This is a genomic window from Mycolicibacterium brisbanense, from assembly GCF_001570425.1.
In the GTDB taxonomy this organism is placed as follows: Bacteria; Actinomycetota; Actinomycetes; order Mycobacteriales; family Mycobacteriaceae; genus Mycobacterium; species Mycobacterium brisbanense.
Window position 1 is genome coordinate 515,575 of record NZ_BCSX01000024.1, and the last position, 21,129, is coordinate 536,703.

21 protein-coding genes and 1 pseudogene are annotated in these 21,129 nt (G+C 66.3%); 12 read left to right on the forward strand and 10 right to left on the reverse strand.

Annotation, left to right across the window (positions count from 1 at the left end; translation table 11 throughout):
- Positions 1–59: 59 nt before the first annotated feature.
- The 7 genes from RMCB_RS15195 (at position 60) to RMCB_RS15230 (ending at position 7,148) form a co-directional block, all read left to right on the forward strand.
- Complete coding sequence (locus RMCB_RS15195) at positions 60–2,000, forward strand: methyltransferase domain-containing protein (RefSeq protein ID WP_084388475.1); 1,941 nt, start codon at positions 60–62, stop codon at positions 1,998–2,000.
- Positions 1,997–2,752, forward strand: a complete 756-nt coding sequence (locus RMCB_RS15200; protein ID WP_062829403.1) for a glutamate racemase — start codon at positions 1,997–1,999, stop codon at positions 2,750–2,752. Before RMCB_RS15195 ends, RMCB_RS15200 begins: the two co-directional genes overlap by 4 nt.
- Positions 2,753–2,786: 34 nt before the next feature.
- The gene (locus RMCB_RS15210; protein ID WP_062829404.1) at positions 2,787–3,227 is read left to right on the forward strand and encodes a DUF6636 domain-containing protein; all 441 of its coding nucleotides are present in this window, start codon (positions 2,787–2,789) and stop codon (positions 3,225–3,227) included.
- Between the two features lie 37 nt (positions 3,228–3,264).
- Positions 3,265–3,933 (forward strand): esterase, encoded by a 669-nt coding sequence (locus tag RMCB_RS15215; RefSeq protein ID WP_063979621.1) that lies wholly within the window; start codon positions 3,265–3,267, stop codon positions 3,931–3,933.
- A 1-nt stretch (position 3,934) separates the two neighbouring features.
- Complete coding sequence (locus tag RMCB_RS15220; RefSeq protein WP_062829406.1) at positions 3,935–4,816, forward strand: NHL repeat-containing protein; 882 nt, start codon at positions 3,935–3,937, stop codon at positions 4,814–4,816.
- Between the two features lie 197 nt (positions 4,817–5,013).
- Positions 5,014–6,378 (forward strand): amino acid ABC transporter substrate-binding protein/permease, encoded by a 1,365-nt coding sequence (locus RMCB_RS15225; protein WP_081661519.1) that lies wholly within the window; start codon positions 5,014–5,016, stop codon positions 6,376–6,378.
- A complete protein-coding gene (locus RMCB_RS15230; RefSeq protein ID WP_029370769.1) occupies positions 6,375–7,148 on the forward strand; it encodes an amino acid ABC transporter ATP-binding protein in 774 nt (257 codons plus the stop codon). The genes RMCB_RS15225 and RMCB_RS15230 overlap by 4 nt, the downstream gene beginning before the upstream one ends.
- Before the next feature lie 3 nt (positions 7,149–7,151).
- On the opposite strand, the gene RMCB_RS15235 is transcribed toward RMCB_RS15230, so the two are convergent.
- A complete protein-coding gene (locus RMCB_RS15235) occupies positions 7,152–7,874 on the reverse strand; it encodes a DUF3060 domain-containing protein (protein ID WP_062829407.1) in 723 nt (240 codons plus the stop codon).
- Between the two features lie 503 nt (positions 7,875–8,377).
- Here RMCB_RS15235 and RMCB_RS15240 point away from each other — a divergent pair.
- Complete coding sequence (locus tag RMCB_RS15240; protein ID WP_234792115.1) at positions 8,378–9,478, forward strand: MmpL3/TtfA transport complex stabilizer; 1,101 nt, start codon at positions 8,378–8,380, stop codon at positions 9,476–9,478.
- An 86-nt stretch (positions 9,479–9,564) separates the two neighbouring features.
- On the opposite strand, the gene RMCB_RS15245 is transcribed toward RMCB_RS15240, so the two are convergent.
- The gene (locus RMCB_RS15245; RefSeq protein WP_062829408.1) at positions 9,565–10,260 is read right to left on the reverse strand and encodes a response regulator; all 696 of its coding nucleotides are present in this window, start codon (positions 10,258–10,260) and stop codon (positions 9,565–9,567) included.
- A complete protein-coding gene (locus RMCB_RS15250; RefSeq protein ID WP_062829563.1) occupies positions 10,257–11,798 on the reverse strand; it encodes a sensor histidine kinase in 1,542 nt (513 codons plus the stop codon). Before RMCB_RS15250 ends, RMCB_RS15245 begins: the two co-directional genes overlap by 4 nt.
- A 108-nt stretch (positions 11,799–11,906) precedes the next feature.
- Here RMCB_RS15250 and RMCB_RS15255 point away from each other — a divergent pair, with 108 nt between their 5' ends.
- From RMCB_RS15255 to RMCB_RS15265, 3 genes and pseudogenes are all read left to right on the forward strand, one after another.
- Positions 11,907–13,259 carry a cation:dicarboxylate symporter family transporter gene (locus tag RMCB_RS15255; protein ID WP_062829409.1) on the forward strand — a complete coding sequence of 451 codons (1,353 nt, stop codon included), beginning with the start codon at positions 11,907–11,909 and terminating at the stop codon, positions 13,257–13,259.
- Positions 13,260–13,345: 86 nt separating this feature from the next.
- Positions 13,346–13,660, forward strand: a complete 315-nt coding sequence (locus RMCB_RS15260) for a hypothetical protein (protein ID WP_029366321.1) — start codon at positions 13,346–13,348, stop codon at positions 13,658–13,660.
- 81 nt (positions 13,661–13,741) lie between these two features.
- A pseudogene (locus RMCB_RS15265) lies at positions 13,742–14,131 on the forward strand (aldo/keto reductase); the annotation flags it as partial.
- Here the strand turns inward: RMCB_RS15265 and RMCB_RS15270 are convergent.
- The 6 genes from RMCB_RS15270 to RMCB_RS15295 form a co-directional block, all read right to left on the reverse strand.
- Complete coding sequence (locus RMCB_RS15270) at positions 14,113–15,075, reverse strand: DDE-type integrase/transposase/recombinase (RefSeq protein WP_062829411.1); 963 nt, start codon at positions 15,073–15,075, stop codon at positions 14,113–14,115. The pseudogene RMCB_RS15265 and the gene RMCB_RS15270 sit on opposite strands and share 19 nt — an antisense overlap.
- 35 nt (positions 15,076–15,110) lie before the next feature.
- Positions 15,111–15,560 (reverse strand): hypothetical protein, encoded by a 450-nt coding sequence (locus RMCB_RS15275; RefSeq protein ID WP_062829412.1) that lies wholly within the window; start codon positions 15,558–15,560, stop codon positions 15,111–15,113.
- A gap of 153 nt (positions 15,561–15,713) precedes the next feature.
- Positions 15,714–16,505 carry an ABC transporter ATP-binding protein gene (locus RMCB_RS15280; RefSeq protein ID WP_029368833.1) on the reverse strand — a complete coding sequence of 264 codons (792 nt, stop codon included), beginning with the start codon at positions 16,503–16,505 and terminating at the stop codon, positions 15,714–15,716.
- The gene (locus tag RMCB_RS15285) at positions 16,483–17,517 is read right to left on the reverse strand and encodes a taurine ABC transporter substrate-binding protein (RefSeq protein ID WP_062829413.1); all 1,035 of its coding nucleotides are present in this window, start codon (positions 17,515–17,517) and stop codon (positions 16,483–16,485) included. Before RMCB_RS15285 ends, RMCB_RS15280 begins: the two co-directional genes overlap by 23 nt.
- Positions 17,514–18,374 (reverse strand): ABC transporter permease, encoded by an 861-nt coding sequence (locus tag RMCB_RS15290; protein WP_062829414.1) that lies wholly within the window; start codon positions 18,372–18,374, stop codon positions 17,514–17,516. The genes RMCB_RS15285 and RMCB_RS15290 overlap by 4 nt, the downstream gene beginning before the upstream one ends.
- A 133-nt stretch (positions 18,375–18,507) precedes the next feature.
- Positions 18,508–19,125 carry a DUF1345 domain-containing protein gene (locus tag RMCB_RS15295; protein ID WP_062829564.1) on the reverse strand — a complete coding sequence of 206 codons (618 nt, stop codon included), beginning with the start codon at positions 19,123–19,125 and terminating at the stop codon, positions 18,508–18,510.
- Positions 19,126–19,275: 150 nt separating this feature from the next.
- On the opposite strand from RMCB_RS15295, the gene RMCB_RS15300 reads away from it, so the two are divergent.
- Positions 19,276–19,725, forward strand: coding sequence for a hypothetical protein (locus tag RMCB_RS15300; protein ID WP_062829415.1), 450 nt, complete (start codon positions 19,276–19,278; stop codon positions 19,723–19,725).
- A gap of 6 nt (positions 19,726–19,731) precedes the next feature.
- Here RMCB_RS15300 and RMCB_RS15305 read toward each other — a convergent pair whose 3' ends face one another.
- Entirely contained in the window at positions 19,732–21,039 is a 1,308-nt protein-coding gene (locus RMCB_RS15305; RefSeq protein ID WP_062829416.1) for a cytochrome P450, read from the reverse strand.
- Positions 21,040–21,129: the final 90 nt, after the last annotated feature.

Sequence of the window (21,129 nt, forward strand, 5' to 3'; positions counted from 1 at the left end):
CGGCTGATCGACCCTGATTCATTGAGAATCCCACAAGGGCCGCCCTGCACCCTGACGACATGACTACCATCGCGCCCCAGCCGGTACAGCGAGATCCACTCGCCGGGCTGGCTTCCATGTTCGACACGCTGGCGGCCGTCGCCGTGCGTGGCACGGTGCCCGACTCCGCGTTGTTGGCCCGCGTCGCGCAGGCCCGCCCGCAGTTGTCCGCGGCAGCTCTCACCGCGAACGCGGGTGAGCCCTACTCCCGCCTGGTCCTGCGAGTGGACGATCAGGTCGAGATCATGCTCGCCCGCTGGCGTCCGGGACAGCGCTGCGCGCCCCACGACCACGGTGGGGCAGGAGGTTTCGTGGTCCTGCTGGAGGGCACGTTCGTGGAACGACGGTTCGACTGGGACGACCAGGACCTCGTCGTCACCCACAGCGAGACGTTGCCTGCAGGCGCGGTCACCGGCATCACCAGCGAGGTGATCCACGACATGATGGCTCCCGAGGGCGGGCTGAGCCTGCATCTCTACAGCCCGCCGGCCAACAGCATGCGGGTATTCGATCTGCAGCGTCGCGAAGTGCTCGAGCTCGTCGGCAACTACGGAGCCTGGATCCCCGAAGGTGATCACGCGCGGATCCCGTTCGCGCGCGTGGCGCCCGCACGGCACGCACCGCCGGTCATCTGGGTGGGGCACACCACCCACTACCGCGGCGGTTCAGCGGAGTTCGCGGCTGCCGCCGCCACGATGGCCCGTGAGTTGGGTGCGGCCAATCCCGAGGCCGACGTCGTCGTCGCGGGCCTGAACGGCAAGGCGGATTTCACCGATGCGATGAGGCATCTGGCCGACGCCGGCCGGGAGATCAGTCAGCTGCACTTGATCAGCCACTCCGGGATGTACGGGCCGATGTTCGGTTCGACGCGATGGCCCGAGCAGTTCTCGCCGCACGAGTGGCGCACGATGGCCATTCCCTTCAGTGCCACCGGGCAGGCGTATTTCCACGCCTGCCGGACGGCCCGCTGGTTCGCGCCGTTCTTCGCCGACGTGTTCGGGGTGACCTCTTTCGGAAACCGCGACTACACCACGGTGTCCGCGCGCCATGACCGATTCGCGTGGGCGGGCCGCCGACCGGCCGACCGCCAGAGCCTCTATTTGATCGACACCCCCGGGCACAAATCGCACGGCTGGACGGGCTCGATCCGCAAGTATCTCGGTGCGGCGGCGCGGCCGCTGGTTCAGTGTGATCCGGCCGGCGGGTTCGCCGCGAACCAGCCGTCGGGCACCTACGATCCGGTCGCCGAGTTGTACGACCGCGCCTACGTCGACATCAGGGTCCGTGGCGCGGAGTGGCGGTGGGTCGTGCAGCGCGCCGCGCAGGTCAGGGCTCAGCTCGGTCGAGGCCTGCGGGTCCTCGAAATTGGTTGTGGCACCGGGGCTCTGCTGCGGGCTCTGGACGAGGACGGCATGATCGATTTCGCGGTCGGAGTGGACTGTTCGGCGCCGATGTTGGACCGGGCCCGCGAGCGCAGTCGGGACAGTCGTCGGCTTCGTTTTCAGCAGGTGCACGGCCCGGAGCTGGATGTGCCCGACGACCAGTTCGACGTGGTCATCTCGTTCCTGTCCTTCCGGTATCTGGACTGGGATCCGGTGATGGCCGAGATCCGCCGGGTGCTGGCGCCGGGCGGCCGGCTGTGGGTCGTCGACATGGTGGCCCAGCCGGTGCGGGTCCGGGAGCTGGGGGTGCTCGCCCGGTCCACGCTGTCACACCTGCAGACGCGGCGTACCCGACCGCAGTTCGCCGCGGATCTGACCGCCCTGACCACCCATCCGGATTGGCTGAAGATGTTGGCGCGCAATCCGATCCGTGCCGAGCACGAGTACCGCTGGTACTTCGCCAGCCGGTTCCCCGGGACCGGGATCGAGCTACTGACGGCGACGTCCACGCAGCGGGTCGTGGCATTCGATTCCGGACCGCTCCCCAAGGGGCGCACGGCCCCGCTCACGTACCCGTGAACGCGTGTCTGGGCATCGTCGACTGGGGCGTTGGCGGTGTCGGGCTGGTGCGGGCGTTGGATCACCTCGCGCCCGGTCTGCCGGTGCTCTACTGGTCCGACACCGGCGTCACACCGTACGGCCGGATGCACACCGGTGAACTGGCCGCCCGCCTCACCGCCGTCGTCACCGAGCTCGCGCGACGGGGCGCCACCGAAGTGGTGTTGGCCTGCAACGCCGCGAGTACGGTCACGGCACGGCTGAGGTCGGTGCCGATCCCGGTGGAAGGCATCATCGGGCACGGGGTGGCTTCTGTGCCTGACGGGATCGGTGGCCCGATCGGCGTGGTGGGCGGCCGCCGCACCATAGCGAGCGGGTGTTACCGGCGCGGGCTGGCTCGGCCCGGCCGGGTGGTGCTGTCGCGGGTCGCGCAGCCGTTGTCGGCGCACATCGAAGCGGGGAGGCTGGGGTCACCGCAATTCCTCGCCGACCTGAGGACGATCGTCGCGCCGCTGCGCCACGTGCAGGCGCTGGTATTGGCGTGCACGCACTATCCGGCCGCCAGCCCGTGGTTCTCCGACGTGCTGGGCGACGTCGTGCTTCTCGATCCGGCCGAACGGTTCGCTGCTGCTGTGGCCCAACGCCATCCACAAGCCCGCGGTGGTACCGGTCTGGCCGCCCGCACCTATCTCACCACCGGTGATCCAGACGCTATGCGCCGCGGAGCGGCCACCGCCTGGGCCACAAAACTACGGGCCGCAAGCGCTCATTGAGAATTCCGCAAGGCGCGTCCCGCAGCCTTGTGCCATGACCACAGTTTGGCGCCACATCGCACTCGCCGTCTCCGGGGCAGCCTGCATCGCCTTTCCGGCAACCGCCCAGGCCTGCCCGGCAGCGTCCACGTTCGTCACCCCGTCGGGAAACATCATGTGCCTGGTGTCGACCAGCTTCGACGGCACCAACGGGGCCGAATGTGAAATCCGTGACTACAGCTACACCCCGCCGCAAAAACCCGCCGACTGCCAGTTGGCCTGGGGCGACCGGGTCAGCATCAAAGAGGGCAGTGCTCCTGTTGTGCACTGCCACGGCGACACCAACTTCGCTCCCGGGTTGCCGACGCTGGCATACGGCCAAACCCGTTCGGCAGGGCCGATCGTCTGCCACAGTGAACCGGCGCGGATGTCATGCACCGACAGCAGCACCGGACACTACCTACGGCTGTCGCGTGAAGCGCTCGAGCTCGGCTGACCTGATCAGTGTGCCCCAGAAGGGAATACGTGTGACGATGAGACGCCTGCAGACAGTCGTGGTGACGGCTGGGTTGTTGCTCGGTGCGGCGCCCGGGATCGCCGGGGCGCAGCCATTGTGCGCTGACCTGGGTGGCACGGTGGGCGCCGATCAACTGTGCACCAGCCACACCAGCACGCCCGACTACACCCTGGACATCAGTTTTCCGGTCGACTACCCCGATCCGGAACCGGTGCAGGACTTTGTGACACACACCCGCGACGAATGGGTCAACGCCGCCGAACATGACCCGATGCGCAACCCGGGGCGCCATGTGTTGGCGATCTCGGGCACCGCGTATCAAACCGCAACCAGCCGGAGCCTGGTCCTCGCGCTGAACTCGGACTTCGGTGCCCACCCGGTGGGGACGTTCAGAGCGTTCAACTACGACGTGACACAGTCCGTGCCGATCACCCTGGCGTCACTGTTCCGTCCCGGCACGGACGTCCCGCAGCTTCTCGCGCCGATTGTGAAGCGTGCGTTGGGTGATCGGGCCGCCGACGGACCGGATTGGGTCAGCGGGCTTGACGCCACGGCGTACCAGAACTTCGCACTCACCGACGACGCGGTGACCTTCTTCTTCGCCCAGGGTCTCGTGCTGCCGCAAGTGGACGGGCCACAACGAATCTCGGTGCCGCGTGCCGAGCTGGCCTCGGTGCTGGCCTGAAATGGGCGGCAACCGAGCACGATTCGTCGGCCTCGCCGTGACGCTGGTGGCGACGACGGTACTGGCGGCCCCCGCTCATGCCGAGCCTCGACAGGATGTGGTGCCGATCCACGGGCTCACCCAACCGGGCGGTATCGCGGTGGACGGTGCGGGCACGGTGTACGTCGTGGACACCTTCGGCAACCGGGTGCTGGCCCTGCCTGCCGGCGCGAATTCGTCGAGTGCGCTGCCGCTACCCGACCTGACGGGACCCGAGGACGTCGCGGTGGACGCCGCTGGAGATGTCTTCGTCACCGACCGCGTAGGCCAGGTCTGGACATTGCCTGCCGGCGCGGCGTCACCACACATGCTGCCGTTCGGCGACCTCGGCAACCCGGCGGGAGTAGCAGTCGATACGGCCGGAAACGTCTACGTCACCGATCGAGCCGAGACCGTGGAGCGTCTGCACAGCCGCGGCGACGTGGACCGGGTATGGAAGTTGGCGCCGGGAGCGAATGCGCCGTCCGCGCTGCCGTTCCCAAGTCTGCACCAGCCCGAAGGCGTGGCGGTGGACCCCGCAGGTGACGTCTACGTCGTCGCCGACACCGGCGACGTGACCCACCCGGGCAAGGGTGTGTTCAAGCTCGCGCCGGGCGCGAGCGTGCCCACCCTGTTGCCGTTCACCGATGTCAGCACGATGGGTGAGGTGGCGGTCGACGCCGCGGGCGACGTGTATGTCACCGGTGAGAACCAGGTGTACGAGTTCGCGCGTGGGGCGAACGCCCCAGTTCCGCTGCCGTTCACCGGGTTGTCGGAACCCCGCTCGGTGGCGGTCGCAGGCGACGGCAGCGTATTGGTCGCCGACGGTTCCGACAAGCGGGTGTTGCGGCTGGCTGGGGGATGACACAGAGCGATTGGCCCGAGATCACCCGCGAAGAGCCGTCGCGACGATAGCGTGAGGCCCGTCGCATCTGGATCGGAGGCAATATGCGAGTCACCCCCTCGCCGGGCCGCGCCACCACGCGGGCAACACGGCCCTTGCACCGACTCACGGCCGTCGTCGCGGCCGTGTTCGTCGGGCTGATCGGCATCGCTTTGTGCATGACCGCGCCCGCATCGGCGGCCGGGGAACACTATGTCATCGCCACCGACACCACGTTCGCCCCGTTCGAATTCCAGGACGCGCAGGGCAAATTGGTGGGCATCGACATGGATCTGATGCGCGAGATCGCCAAGGATCAGGGCTTCACCGTCGACATCAAGCCGCTGGGCTTCGATGCCGCGCTGCAGGCAGTGCAGGCCAACCAGGCCGCCGGGGTGATCGCCGGAATGTCCATCACCGACGAACGCAAGAAGGTCTTCGACTTCTCCGACCCGTACTTCGAATCGGGTGTGCAGATGGCCGTGCTGAAAACCAACGACGACATCAAGTCCTATGCGGACCTGCGCGGCAAGCGCGTCGCCGTCAAGAACGGTACGGAGGGTGCCCAATTCGCGGCCTCCATCAAGGACAAGTACGGGTTCGACATCGTGTCGTTCGCCGATTCCTCGTCGATGTTCGACGAGGTGCGCACGGGCAATTCGGTGGCGGTCTTCGAGGACTACCCGGTGCTGAACTACGGGATCCAGCAGGGCAACGGATTCAAGACCGTGACGCCCAAGGAGAGCGGGTCGAGCTACGGGTTCGCGGTCAACAAGGGCCAGAACGCCGAGCTGCTCGCCAAATTCAATGCGGGCCTGAAGAACCTCAAGTCCTCGGGCCGCTACGACCAGATTATCGAAACGTATCTCGGCAAGGGCGCCACAGAGAACGACAATTCGTTCCTGGGCCTGCTCAAGAGCACCTTCCCGATCCTGATGGCCGGCCTGAAGATGACCATCATCCTGACGGTCATCTCCATCGCGATCGCCCTGGTGCTCGGCATCATCTTCGGGTTGTTGCGGGTCTCGAGATCGATCTGGCTACGTGCCATAGGCACCACGTTCGTCGACATCTTCCGGGGCACACCGCTTCTGGTTCAGGCGTTCTTCATCTACTTCGGCATACCGGCCGCGCTCGGCTTCCAGATGACGGCGATGACGGCAGGCATCATCACGCTGTCGCTCAACGCCGGTGCATACATGACCGAGATCGTGCGTGGCGGCATCCAGTCGGTGGACAAGGGGCAGATGGAAGCCGCCCGCAGCCTCGGCATCGGCTACCTGCCGACCATGCGGAAGGTGATTCTGCCGCAGGCGATCCGGACGATGATCCCGTCGTACATCAACCAGTTCGTCATCACGCTCAAGGACACCTCGATCCTGTCGGTGATCGGCATCGCCGAGCTCACCCAGACCGGCCGGCTGATCATCGCCCGTAACTTCCAGTCGTTCAACATGTGGCTGATCATCGGCATCATCTACTTCATCGTGATCATGGCGCTCACCAAACTCTCCGACCGACTCGAGAAGAGGCTCGTGAAATGACCCACCTCGTCCCGGAATCGGTTGCGGCCGAACCCGAAGGCACCGTCAAGATCCGCATCGAGGGTCTCAAGAAGGCCTACGGCGACCTGGTTGTCCTCGACGGCATCAACACCACCATCAGCCAGGGGGAGGTGGTCTGCGTCATCGGGCCGTCCGGCTCGGGAAAATCGACCTTCCTGCGGTGCCTCAACAAGCTCGAGGACATCACCGACGGCAAGGTCGTGGTCGACGACTACGACCTGACCGACCCCAAGGTCGACCTCGACAAGGTCCGTCAGCACATCGGCATGGTGTTCCAGCACTTCAACCTGTTCCCGCACATGACGGTGATCCAGAACGTCACGCTCGCACCGCTTTTGACAAAGAAGATGGACAAGGCCACCGCTGAGAAGCGGGCCATGGACCTGCTGGGTCAGGTGGGGCTCGCCGAGAAGGCGAACGTCAAGCCGGCCACGCTGTCCGGCGGCCAGAAACAACGCGTCGCCATCGCCCGGGCGCTGGCGATGAGCCCGTCGATCATGCTGTTCGACGAGGCCACCAGTGCGCTGGACCCCGAGATGGTCGGCGACGTCCTCGAAGTGCTGCGCACGCTCGCGGCAGAAGGCATGACGATGGTGGTGGTCACCCACGAGATGGGCTTCGCGCGGGAAGTGGCGTCGCGGGTGATCTTCATGGCCGACGGCAACATCGTGGAGGACGACACCCCGGCCGAGGTCTTCGACAGCCCCAAACATCCACGGCTGCAGGAGTTTCTGTCGAAGGTGCTGTGATTCTCAGCCCTGTTGGACGGTGTTGTCCGAGCCGGAGTTGGAGATCTGCGGTTCGCCCGAGTGGAAGGTGAGCCGGTTCTCCATCCCAGAGACGTCGATGGTGTCGACGGCATCGACGGTGATCGTGTTCTGGATGCCCGACACGGTGATGCTGGTGCAGTGTCCGGTGATGGTCACAGTGTTCTGGATGCCTTGCACGCTCACGGTGTTGTCGTTGCACGCGATGGTCCGGTTCTCGTTGATCCCTGTCACGGTGACCGGCTGACCGGGCGCTGATGGGCTCGTCGAGGCGGTCGGCGGTGCGGGCACGGCCGTCTGCGTGCGGGGTGTCGTGGTGTGGACGGTCGTCTTGGTAGAGCGGCTGGTCGTGGTGCTGCTCGTGTTCTGCGAAGTGCCGAACATCAGGTACGCCGCGACGCCACCGGCCACCAGAAACGACCCGACTGCGGCCACTATCACCAGAACGCGCACGGCACTGCCGGAGCTTCGCTGCGGCGGCGGGGGATAGCCGGGGTACTGGCCCGGATAACCGCTGCCGTAGGTCGGCGGGAATTGGCCCGGAGGTTGGCCACTGTAGGTCGGCGGCGGGTACTGCTGGCCGGCGGTCCATGGCTGGGTCGGCGGTGGGGTGGCGGACGGGGTTCCCAACTCCGACGCGTAGGCGGCGTCGGCGAGCGGGCGTTCGAGGTCCCGGATGCGGGCCTCGGGATCGTCCTGCGGGTCCATGCGGTGATGCTCGCATATGCGGCGCCCGGGTGCGGCTGGTTGACAATGCGGGTGTGAGCCGGGTCACGCTCAGCGAACATCTGCCCCACCCGGCCTCAGCTTTCCCAGTCGTAACATGGGGTCGGCCGGGGAGGCAACGTGCCCTCGCCTGGGGATTCGAAAAGTTTGCTGGCGTGTCGAAGTGTGATTTATCGCTCATTTTTAGGGGGAATGGTAAGAGGCCAATTCGTCATGACCATTGCACGACGTCAAGCGGGTGATAGCCGTTGGCAGCGTTATGCCAGGTAACTGACGTGCAATGTATTGCTACCGAAAGATAACGACGCCGTAACGAAGAATTTCCTAAGCGCAACCTGAGAGAATGGCTCGGCAGTTGGCCGGGGCGCCGAGCTGATGATGAAGGGCGCCCATTTTCGTCGCTAGACTCGATCCAACCGCGCCAGCCTGGCGCAGTCAGACCCTGGAATCTAGTGCCGGTGAACGCCATGCCGGCGGAGGTGCCGATGACCATGGCAAATAACTTCCTGCGCGCGATCAGCAATCTGCTTCGTCGTGACGCCGCCGTCGCAGAGGATGCGGCCGGCAGTGTCGCGTTCGACGGCGCCCTCGACGACCTGGACGTGGCAGGCCTGGTGGAAGTCCAGCGCGGCCCCATCGGTGACATTGCCGTGGACGCCGACCGCGACACCATCGTGGTCACCAACTACGGCAGTGACTGCCTCACCGTCATCAACCCCGACACCTTGCGGGTCGTCGGATCGGTCCGGCTCGGTGGTGAGCCGTTCGCGGTCGTGGCCGCCGACGACCGTGCCTACGTCAGCATCGCCTCGGCGGGTCGTGACGCGATCGCTGTTGTCGACACCATCTCCGGTGCAGTACTCGCCGAGTATCCGCTGGCCATGAACGTGACCGCGCTGACCGTGAGCCCCGACGGCAAGCGCGTGTTCGCCGGACGCAGCGGCCACGACCGCATCGACGTCGCTGTCATCGACGTGACCGCTGAGCGGGTCGGCACCATCGACATCGCCAGCGGCGAAGGCGTCAATCTCGACGCGCTGCGGATCGACTCGACCGGTAAGCGGCTCTACGCCGCCACCTCGGGCCCGCGGGGCAGCCGGTTGGTCGCAATCAACACCGAAACCGCACACATCGAGTCCACGGTGTGGATCGGTGCTCCGGTCCGCGACATCGCGCTGGGCGCCGACGGCATCGCCTACGCGCTGACCTCCGACCTGCAGTACCGCGGTGAAGTGCACGTCATCGATACCGCGGCGGGTACGGTCCTCGGCACCATCGGTGTCGGTGGGGCACCCACGCAGCTGGTGCTCAGCCCGGATGCCACCCGCGCCTACATCGTCGACTACGACCGCGTCAGCGTGCTGTGTACCCTCACCAGCGAGATCATCGGCAGTGTCGACGTCAATGCCCAGCCCGCTGCGGTCGCCGTGCGCGCCGACGGTGGCCGGGTCTTCATCGCCGACTACACCGGCCACGTCAACGCGTTCGATGTCGCCGCCGAGCTGCCCGCGCTGTATTCGCAGCTGGCTTCGGCACCGGCAGTGCGGGAGCTTGCCGCACCCGCACGCGAAGCCGTCGCCGTCTAGAACCCGCAGCTTCGTTCCGCGAGCAGACGCAAAAGTCCCTCGACACCGGCGTGTCGGGGGACTTTTGCGTCTGCTCGCGAGGGGAATTAGCGCCAGTGGTAGCGGGTGCTGGGGCGGCCGGTCCTGCCGTACTCGGTGCTGCGAGTGACGGTGCCGCTGTCGGCGAGCCGCTCCAGGTAGCGCCATGCCGTCACGCGCGACACCCCGACCTGCTTGGCGACCTCATCAGCGGTCAACCCGTTCGGGTCGTCGCGGACCGCGCGGGCGATCTCGTCGGTGGTCTGCGGTGAAGCCCCTTTCGGGGAAGCCGCCTTGTTCGGGGCAACGCGTAGTTCCCCCAGCGCTCGATCCACCTCGGCCTGGCTGGCCGCGTCCGTGCCGGCCGGGAGCGCCGTGCGGTAGCGGCGGTAGCGCTCCAGCCGATCGCGAAACGCCGCGAACGTGAACGGCTTCAGCAGATAGGCCAGTGCGCCGTGGGCGACCGCGGCCCGCACCATCTCCAGATCGCGTTCGGAGGTGATGGCGATGATGTCGGGCGCCGGTCGAAGCCCGGACAATCCCGACGCCAACGAGATTCCACTGGCGTCGGGCAGTCCGAGATCCAGCAGCACCAGATCGATCGGCCGCTCCGACGCCGCGGCGTCCGCCGCCGTGCGCATCGCGTCGCGCGCGGTGTGCACCACTGCGGCGGCCGAAAACCCTTCCAGCCGAGCAAGATACGTAGCATGCGCTGCGGCGATCAGCGGATCGTCCTCGACGATCAGGACGTGAATATCGCTCATACCGGCAACGTCACCGTGACGACCGAACCGTATGTCACGTCGGCCTGTATCGCACCGCCGTGCCTTCTGACCACCTGAGCCACCAGCGCCAATCCGAGACCATGGCCCGACGCGTCACCCGGTTTGGTGGAATACCCACGCTGCATGGCCTTTTCGAACGTCGACGCATCCATACCGGGGCCACTGTCGGCCACCCGGATCAGCAGTCCGTCGCCGCCCTGGCTCACCGTGACCTCGACCCACGGATCGTCGCGGTCGCACGCGTCCATCGCATTGTCGATCAGATTACCCACCACCGTGACCATCTCCTGGCCCGACAGCACTGTGTCGGTGGGCAACTGGGTGTCCTCGGTGATGGTCAGCGCGATGCCACGTTCGTCGGCCTGCGCGGTCTTGCCGAGTAAGAGCGCCACCAGTGCGGGCTCGCGCACGGCTTGCGACAGTCGGTCGACCAGTTGTTGCGACAGTTCCAGATCCTCGGTGGCGAACTGGACCGCGTCATCGGGACGTCCCATCTCGACCAACGTGATCACGGTGTGCAGCTTGTTCGCCGACTCGTGGGCCTGCGCCCGCAGCGAATCCGCCAGCACCTGCATCGAGCTGAGTTCGCCCAGCGCGCCCTGCAATTCGGTGCGATCCCGGATGGTGACCACCTCGGTGTCGGTTCCCGAGCCCACGACCCGAGACCGGTTCACCACCAGCACCCGGTCATCGGTGACGTGCACCTCGTCGCGCACACCCGGATCACGACTGCGCAGAAAGTCCGGCAGGTCGGACTGCTGCACCGGGCCGGGCGGCACACCCAGCAGTCGTCGCGCCTCGTCGTTGATCAGGGCCACGCCGTCGCGGTCCAGCACGATCAAGCCCTCGGACACCGAGTGCAGGATCGCGTCATGGTGGTCGTACATCACCCGTAGTTCGTCGGGCCGCAGGCCGTGGGTTTGGCGCAGCAGCCTGCGCCGGATCAGCCAGACCCCCAGCGACGAAACCACCAGGGCCCCAGCGGTTACCGCGGCGATCACGGGGATCTGTGCTCGCCAGCGTTGCGCCAGGGTCTGCTGGGTGATGCCTGCGGAGACCAGTCCGACGATGCGGCCGTCGGCGCCGTGCACCGGGGCCACCGCCCGCACCGACGGGCCGAGTGTTCCCGTGTACACCTCGCTGAACGTCTCACCGCGCAACGCAGGCTCGACGGTGCCGAGGTAGTGGCCGCCGATCTGGCTGGGATCGGTGTGGGTGAAGCGCGTGCCGTCGGGCGCCATGATCGTGATGAACGCGATGTCGGTAGCCCTGCGCACCGACTCGGTCATCGGCTGCAAAACCTGTGTCGCCGTGCCGGATTGGATGGCCGCGGCCGTCGACGGGGCGTCGGCGAGGGCGGTCGCGATGCCGATGACCTGCTGGCGTGCGGCGGCGTCACCGTCGCGTCGCGCATCGAGCAGCGCAAGTGCGGTCCCGGCCAGCACCACGACGGCGACCACGATCACCTGCAGGGCGATCGCCTGACCGGCCAGCGACCGCGGCCACCACCTGCTCAACCGCACGATATCCGCCCCAGCTTGAACTAAATGAACTTATGCGTGACGTGGCTCACGTCATCGGCGAACCTACTTGCAGAGCAAACCGATGTCGACCCGGAGGTACCGATGAGCACCACCTTGGACCCACAACCCGAACCGAAGACAAGACGCGACCGCACCCACTGGCTCTACATCGCCGTCATCGTCGCGGTGGTGGCCGGTGTCGTGGTCGGGCTCGTCGCGCCAGGGATCGGCAAAGACGTCGGCGTGCTCGGGACGATGTTCGTCAACCTGATCAAGATGATGATCGTCCCGGTCATCTTCTGCACCATCGTGCTGGGCATCGGCTCGGTCCGTAAGGCCGCCACCGTCGGCAAGATCGGCGGACTGGCCTTCGTCTACTTCCTGGTGATGTCCACCGTCGCGCTGGCCATCGGCCTGCTGGTGGGCAACCTGCTCGACCCGGGCTCGGGCATGCACCTGTCGGAGAAGACCGCCGGTCAAGGCGCACAGCTGGCCGAGAAGGCCCATGAGGCCGGCGGCCTGATGGACTTCATCCAGCACATCATCCCGACCACCCTGTTCTCGGCGCTGACCGACGGCAACGTGCTGGAAGCCCTGTTCGTGGCGTTGTTGGTCGGATTCGCGCTGCAGGCGATGGGGACGGCGGGCGAGCCCATCCTGCGCGGTGTCGCGCACCTGCAGAAGCTCGTGTTCAAGGTGCTGATCATGATCCTGTGGCTGGCCCCGATCGGTGCGTTCGGCGCGATCGCGAATGTGGTCGGGCAGACCGGCTGGACGGCGGTCACCCAGCTCCTGACCTTGATGCTCGCGTTCTACCTGACGTGTGCGGTGTTCGTGTTCGGTGTGCTCGGCGCGCTCCTGCGCGTGGTGTCGGGTGTGTCGATCTTCAAGCTGGTGCGCTACCTGGCCCGCGAGTATCTGCTGATCTTCTCGACATCGTCCTCGGAATCGGCGCTGCCGCGGTTGATCGCCAAGATGGAACACCTCGGTGTCGAGCGGAGCACCGTTGGTGTCGTCGTGCCGACCGGATACTCGTTCAATCTCGACGGCACCGCGATCTACCTGACCATGGCCTCGCTGTTCATCGCCGACGCGATGGGTGACCCGCTGTCCATCGGTGAGCAGGTCTCCCTGCTGGTGTTCATGATCGTCGCCTCGAAGGGGGCGGCCGGCGTCAGCGGCGCGGGCCTGGCCACCTTGGCCGGCGGGCTGCAGAGCCACCGCCCCGAACTGCTGGACGGCGTGGGCCTGATCGTCGGCATCGACCGGTTCATGTCCGAGGCCCGCGCCGTCACCAACTTCTCCGGAAACGCGGTGGCCACCTTGCTCGTCGGCTCGTGGACCAAGACGGTGGACCGGGCCAAGGTCGACGCCGTACTGGGCGGCAGGGATCCCTTCGACGAACTCACCATGGTCGACAACCACGCTGAGCCAGTGGCGGCAGCGGTTCACTGAGACAGTGCGCCGAAGCCCGGCCGGATTCTCCGGCCGGGCTTTGCGTTTCCTGTGAACCGTGGCTGCCCCGTCGTCGTGACAGTGGTATGCGAGCAATATCAGTAGCGCTGGCCGTATCGGGGGCGGTACTGGCAATCATGGCAACGCCGACAGCTGTGGCGTCGGCAGAATCAGCGGTGGTGACCATCGGCGAGCTGCAGGCCGAGGGATTCGACGTGACGATCGACCGGATCGGGAGTGCTCCACTGGAGCAGTGCGCGGTCACCAGTGTGCGCAATCCTCAGACCGAGACCAGGCTGGTACGGGTCGAGACCATCGGCAAGAACGGCAAGAAGAACTTCGACCTCGTCCCGATCGTGGTGCGGCGCACCATCACCGTGTCGCTGGACTGCACTCACTGACCCGCGGGGATCCCGGATAGGCAGCGACAGCAAGGACAGGGCACGCTGGAGGTCATGGTCACGAGCAAGACATTCCCACCGATGAATGCGCCCATCGAACTGAACGACGGCACCCGCATCCCGCAGTTGGGATTCGGCGTGTTCAAGATCGAGCCGGAAAAGACAGCGGCGGCGGTCAAGGTCGCCCTTGACGTCGGATACCGCCACATCGACACCGCCCAGATGTACGGCAATGAACGCGGAGTCGGTGAGGGCATCCGCGACGCAGGTTTGGACCGCGGCGACGTGTTCATCACCAGCAAGCTCAACAACGGTTTCCACCGGCCCGACGACGCCCGACGCGCGTTCGACGACACCCTCAGCGCGCTCGGCTCCGACTACGTGGACCTGTTCCTCATCCATTGGCCGCTGCCGACACTGTATGACGGCGACTTCGTCTCGACCGGCCGTTGTCAAGCTGCTTGGAGTCGGTTTTCGGGTTTGGGTAGGTTGATGCCGACGGTATTGGCTGGTGCTGGGGTGTGTGGGCGTCGGCGGAATCGTTCGGGGTGTGCCTGGTAGTAGGCCTGGTGAGTGGCTGCGCGGCGGTGCCAGCGGTCGAGCCAGCTGCCGTCGTGGACCTGCTCTGGTGAGAACAGGGCGATCCCGGAGTGTTTGTGGTTGGCGTTGTACCAGGGCACATACCAATCCATGTAGGCACGGGCCTCGGCGAGGGTGTTGAAGGTGCCGGGATAGTTCGGTCGGTACTTCATCGTGCGGAACTCCGACTCGGAGAACGGGTTGTCGTTGCTGACTCGGGGCCGGTTGTGTGTCTGGGTGATGTTCAGGTCTGCCAACAGCGTTTTGAGGTCGTTGGAGCGCATCGCCGGCCCGGAGTCGGCGTGCACCGCAGCTGGGGCGCCGTGGGTGCAGAACGCGGTCTGGAACATCTCCACGGCGAGGGCATCGACTTCGCGTTCCTCGACACGCCAGCCCACGATTTTGCGGGAGTAGATGTCGATGATCGAGTACGCCTTAAACGCCATGCCTCGCCACGGGGTCCGCAGATCGGTGATGTCCCAACTCCACACCTGCTGCGGGCCAGTGGCTTCCAGCACCGGTGCCGGCCGCGGCCCAGTGGTGGCGCGGGCCTTGGTCGGGATGACCGGCCGGGCCGACTGATCGGTGATGTCGGCGGCGATGCGCCACCAACTGCGACGCGAACCCACCATGATCCCGTCATCCCACGCGGTCGCGAAAGCCGCGTCCACGGACACCCCCGACGCCCAGCTCGTGGTGATCAGTTCCTCGATCCGTGCGCGGTCAGCCGCCCCAATGCGCGATGGGTAGGCTCGTTTCTTTTGCGGAATCGGTTGGGCTACACCACTGCGCGGGTGATGGCGATAGTGCCATGTCGATCGAGACAACTCGATCATCGCCAGCGCCTTACGCTGGGATCCCAGCGCTTCGGTCAGCTCGGTGACGAGTCGGTTTTCGGTGTCGAGGAATCGCTGCGATCGCTGCTCGTCGGGGCCGCGGCGGGCTCGTGCTCGCTCATCGCATGCAAGAGCCCGATAGCTTTTCCCAACGCGTCGTTGGCTTTCTGCAGGCCCTCGTTGCTCTGTTCAAGCTCGTGGACCCGGGCCTGCAGACGCGCCAGCTCGACCTCGGTCTGCGCGGCCGACCGCGCTTTGGCCACCGCCGTGCGTTTCGCCGGAGGAACTCTCATCCCACCACTGTCTCGCGGAATCAGACCCCGGTCCACATCACCGTCGAACACCGCCGCCTGCCACCGCCGCAACCGCGATTCCGACACCCCCTGCGCGGCAAGCCACCCGCGCTTCTGCCCATGAGGCTGCAGGTGATACCGATCGACAAACGCACGAACCTCCGCCGCCGAAAACCCCGGGCTGATCGACATAACCCTCCATCCCAAACAGGTAGATGAATGACTCACAACCAGCCTGGCAAAGAGGGGCCCGGGCAAATTTGCGACACTAACGTCGAACTCGGCGGGAGTACCTACGCCGCTCCGGCCTGATTCGCGGCTACGCCGCGGCGGCCTGATTCGCGGCTACGCCGCGGCTGCCTTCACGGCGTCGCCCACCTCGGTACGCAGCTTCAGATACTCCGGAGAACGCCGCAGTTCATCGGCGGACACCCCGGTCCGCGGCAAATCGACCGGCAGGTCCAGCGCCACCTTCCCGGGCCGCCGGGTCAGCACGACGATGCGTGAGCCCAGAAACGCCGCCTCGTCGGCACTGTGGGTGACGAACACCGTGGTGCGGCCCGACTCCGCGCTCACCTGACGCACGTCGTCCTGCAGCCGCTCGCGGGTCAGCGCGTCGAGCGCGGCGAACGGCTCGTCGAGCAGAAACAGCGGGGTCTCGGCCGCCAAGGCCCTGGCGATCGCCACCCGCTGCTGCTGGCCACCGCTGATCTCCCAGATCTTGCGGTTCTCGGTCCCTTCCAAGCCAACTCGCTCCAGCAGTTGCTCACGCCGGTGCGCCCGCCGCTCGCGCGGCACCTTGGCGTACTTGAGTGCGAGATCGATGTTGCCGCCGACGGTGCGCCATGGGAACAACCTCGGCTGTTGGAACACCACGCCGGAGCTGACCCCGGGCGTCGGGCGGGATCCGGCCACCTGCACCTCGCCCTCAGACGGGGTTTCGAAGCCCGCGATCAACCGCAGCAATGTGCTCTTGCCGCAACCCGAGGCACCCACCAGCACCAGGAAGGCGCCCGGCTCCACGTCGAGGTCGACCGGCCCCAGCGCGGTCACCTTGTCGGCGCCGCGGCCGTAACGGTGGGCCACGTTGTTGATGCGAAGACTGCCCTTGGCGTCATGGTTGTTTGGCGAGGACACCGGGAAGTCCTTTCGTGTAGATGGCGCCCTGGAACGTCGCCAACGGGGCAGGCGCGGGGATCTGCTTCTGATCGGCGAGGAACTGCGACGCACTCTGCAGGTTGACCGCGATGTTGCCCGGATGCCCCTCAGTACCAAGCCATTCCGGTGAGGCGACCTGCTCGGGCGTCAGATACACGCCCTGCTTGAGCTGCCCGGCGACGTCGTCGGGGCTCAGCCCTACCTCTGCGGCGATCGCTTTGGCAGCAGCGCTCGGATCGTCCTTGATGAGGTTGAGCGCGCGGGCCTCTTGCTGCCGCCACACATCGACGACATCGGGATGTGCCGCCGCGAATTCGTCGGACACTGCGGCGAGATCCAGCGTGGGTTTGCCGTCCTTGGCCAGCTGACGGCTGGTAATCAGATCCTTGCCGGTCTTGCGCAACTGATCAAGGGTGGGCAACCACGTGTAGGCGGCCGCGATGTCACCGCGGTCCCACGCCGCGAGGATGGCCTGCGGTTGCAGGTCGATCAGCTGAACATCGTTGGGCGACAACCCGTTCTGGGCCAGCGCGGCGAGCAGGCTGTAGTGCGCAGTCGACGCGAACGGCGTAGCGACACGCTTGCCTCGCAGATCGGCGATGGTGTTGATACCTGTCCCGTTGCGCGCCACCAGCGCTTCGTTGTCGCCCGCGACGTCGAGAACGAACGCCACCTTGTACGGGATGTTCAGCGGCGCGGACAGTCCACGCGCCACCGGGCTCGACCCGATGGCGCCGAAGTCGAGCTCCTTGGCGATGAACGCGGTGTTGACGTCGGCGCCCGAGTCGAACTTCGTCCACTTGATGTTGTAGCCGGGCAGCGCCTGTTCGAGCCACTTGTTGTTCTTGACGACGAGGTCGCCGCTCGGGAAGGACTGGTACCCAACGCGAATGGTCGGTTTCGCGGCGTCCTGGCCGGAGTGGTCGACGGCGCAGCCGGCCAGGGTGAGCGCTGTCGCCGCGACCAGTGCGGCAAGCCTGCCGATTCTCATATTTTTCCTCTCCAGGGGACCGCCCGCCGCTCGGCGGAACGCAGTGCTCCGTCGATCACCAGACCCGAGATCCCGATGGCGAAGATGCCGACGAGAACCACCGGTGTGTTGTTGTAATTGCTTGCGTCCTTGACCAATCCGCCGATTCCGGGGATGCCGTTGAACAGCTCGGCGGCGACCACCGACGAGTAGGCCATCCCGACGGCCAAGCGGATGCCGGTGAACGTCTCGGGCAGTGCGGCAGGCACCACGACGTCACGGATCACCTGTGCCCGCGTCGCGCCAAGGGCACGGGCGGCCTCCTGCAACCCGACCGGGGCTGCGAGAACGGCAGCGGTGGTGGCCACGGCCGCGGGCGGCAAAGCGGCCAGGGCCAGCAGCGTGATCTTGGGTGCTTCGTCGATGCCCAGCCAGATGACCAGCAGGAAGAAGTAGGCCAGCGGCGGCAGCGCCCGCAGGAAGGTCAGCCAGGGTTCGAGCACGCTCCGCAACCAGCCCACCGAACCCATCACCAGGCCCAGCGCGACACCGACACCCACGCCGATCACCACGCCGGCCAAGACCCGGCGCAACGTCATGTACAGGTGCTCGATCAGCAGATAGCCCGCGTACCCGCGGGTGCCGTCATGCGTGGTGGAGACATCGATGAACGCCCGCCACACAGTGCTCGGGTACGGCACGAATGTCTGATTCCAGATGCCTGCCCACGCCACCACTTGCCACACGGCCAGGAACACCACGACCGACGCCAAAGGCAGGGCGAGTTTGGTCAACCGGGCCCGCCATGGCGACGGCGGAGCGGGAACCGACGGCGAGTCCGCGGACTCAGCTGGGGAAATACTCGTTACGACGGACACGCACCTTGACTCTCTGTGTGATGGAAAGGCTTACGAGGCGCGCAGGCAGCAGCGTCGCGGCGGTGTCAGATTCACGAGCAGTATTGCTACCGGGCTTGGCGGCCCGCGAGAAGATCTCTGCTCACCGCGAGTTTTACCCCACGAGATTGATCACGAGATTGATGGTGCACGCGATGATCACCGTGCCGTAGATGTAGCTGAACAAGCAGTGTTTGAGCACTTCACCACGCAGATGCGAGGTGGTGACATCGGTATCGGACACCTGATAGGTCATGCCGAGGTTGAACGAGAAGTAGTAGAAGTCGACGTAGCGCGGTGGCGCATCGGAATTGAAGTCGATGTCGCGCACGTCGCCCTGGTAGTAGATCCGGGCGTAACGAGCGGCGTACATGGTGTGCAGCAACGCCCACACCGTCAGGATCGCCACCAGCGACATGCCGGCATATTTGGCCTTGTCGGCGTCGTTGGCGGAGGCCAGCAGGATGCCGATCGACGTCAGGCTCGCGGCGAGGATGAGCACCAGCACGAGATCTCCGACGTCGCCGTGCACGTCGGCGTCACTCGCGTGATCGCGTGTCTGGTCGGCATCCATGGGCCACAACACCGCCAGCGCCCACACCACGCTGAGCCCCGCCGTGACGATGACGACCGTCAGCAGACCGACCGGCCAGCGTCCCGACACCGCACCGGCACCGGCCCCGACGACCAGACCGGTGGCGAGGCTGATCCAGAACCTGGTGGCCCCCGATATCGACGACCGATCGCTCACGGCTGCCCCCGATCACTGCGGACACGGCTCATCGGAGCGTACCGGCGGGCCCGTGAATACCGGCGCCGATGCCGCGCGGTGTCGCGGCGAACTTTCAGCTGGATCACAGCGCTGCCCGGTAGACATGGGCGCATGGACACTGCGACCGTAGACAGCCAGTACGCCGCGCTGCAGCAACAAGCACAGCAGACGTCGGCGTTGCTGCAGGCGCTGGCAGGCAAGCTGTCGACCGCGGCTGCCGCCGGGGACTCGAACGCTCGGGAATGGGCGCTGGACCTCAAGGAGATCGCGTTGGCGATCCGGGACGAGGAGAGTTCCACCACCCAGCTGTTGACCGCCATCCACGCGCTGGTGGACAACCATGTGCAGGCCCCGGCGTATCAACAGCCCACACCGCAGTACCAGCAGCCGCAATACCCCGCCCAGCAGGCCTACCAGCCTCAGTACGCGCCGCAGTACCAACCGCGACAGGGCGGGGCACTGCAGCACTTCCTGGGCGGCCGGTTCGGTCAGGCGATCGTCAACGGAGCCGGCTTCGGCATCGGCGACGACATCGTCAACAGCATCTTCGACCGGATCTGACGGCGCTCAGCCGGTCAACCCGACGACTTCCCTGCAGCCCAATTGGGCAGGCAGTCGCTCGAATCCGTTGAGGTTGACCAGATCTCGCCGCTTCGGGGGTTCGGTCAGCCGAAGGTCGGGATAGGACTCGAACAGCGCGCGCAACGCCGTGACACCTTCGATGCGGGCCAGGGCGGCACCGAGGCACGCGTGAATCCCCGACGCGAAGGCCAGGTGGTCGCGCGCGTTGGACCGGGTGACGTCGAAGACTGCCGGATCCGGGAACACCTGCGGATCGCGGTTCGCGCCGCCGAGGAGCACTGCGACCATGTCTCCGGCCCGAATGCGTTGTCCCGCAAGCTCGATGTCGCAGTGCGCGGTGCGGGCGGTCATCTGGACCGGGCTGTCGATGCGCAGGATCTCCTCGACGGCGGCGGGCCACAGCTCGGGCTGGGCGCGCAGTCGCTGCAGCTCATCGGGGTGCTGCAACAGCAGGACGATGCCGTTGCCGATGAGATTCACCGTGGTCTCGAACCCCGCGCCGATGAGAAGGGCTGCGTTGGCGGTGAGTTCGCGTTCGGTGAGGGTGTTGTCGGCCGCCATGCGGCTGAACGGGTTGTCATCGGGGGCGCCGGTCCGCACCCGGCGGAAGTGCTCGGTGAGGTAGCCGTCGATGCCGCGGAGCCCCTCGATGGCCTGACGGTAGGTCCGCCAACGGATTCCGATGTCCAGCAACGGCGCTCCGTGGTGCCCCCACTGCAGCAGCCGCGCATGGGTGTCGTCGGGCAAGCCCAGGATGTGGGCGATCATCGCGACCGGCAGCGCCGAGGCGAAGTCTGCGATCAGGTCCGGCTGCGGGCGCGCGGCGAGTCGCTCGATCAGCTCGCGCGTCACCTCGGCCACTCGGGTGTCGAGAGTGTCGATGGCCCGCGGCGTGAAACTCTGTGCCACCAGCTGGCGATAGCGGGTGTGGTCGGGCGGATCGACGATCACCATCGCAGGCGGCTCGACCGGGTTCGCGACGCCGGGGTCGGTGCGTGCCAGCAGTGCCCGCAGAGGGGCTGGCAGCTCCATGCCCGTCGGCGGTGTCACACCGAAGCGTTTGTCGCGCAATATCTCTCGGCACACCGCGTGATCGACGCTGGCCCACGCGAACGGCGTGCGGATCAGTGGCCCGCGCGCCCGGATCTCCTCCAGCATCGGATACGGATCGAGGCCATGCCCGTGATTGGCGATCAGCCCGGCCACCGGATTGCCCCGCACGGCCTGAAATCTCATGAACGTCCTCGGTACCGCGTGCAGGGCCACCCACCGCGCCCACAGTCCAATCTCCATCAACACCCTCCCCGAGCTGTCATCGATCTCTAGAATGAGACGGAGAGACAAATAGACACTCATCGTCTCTCTTGTGTCGGTGACTACGCT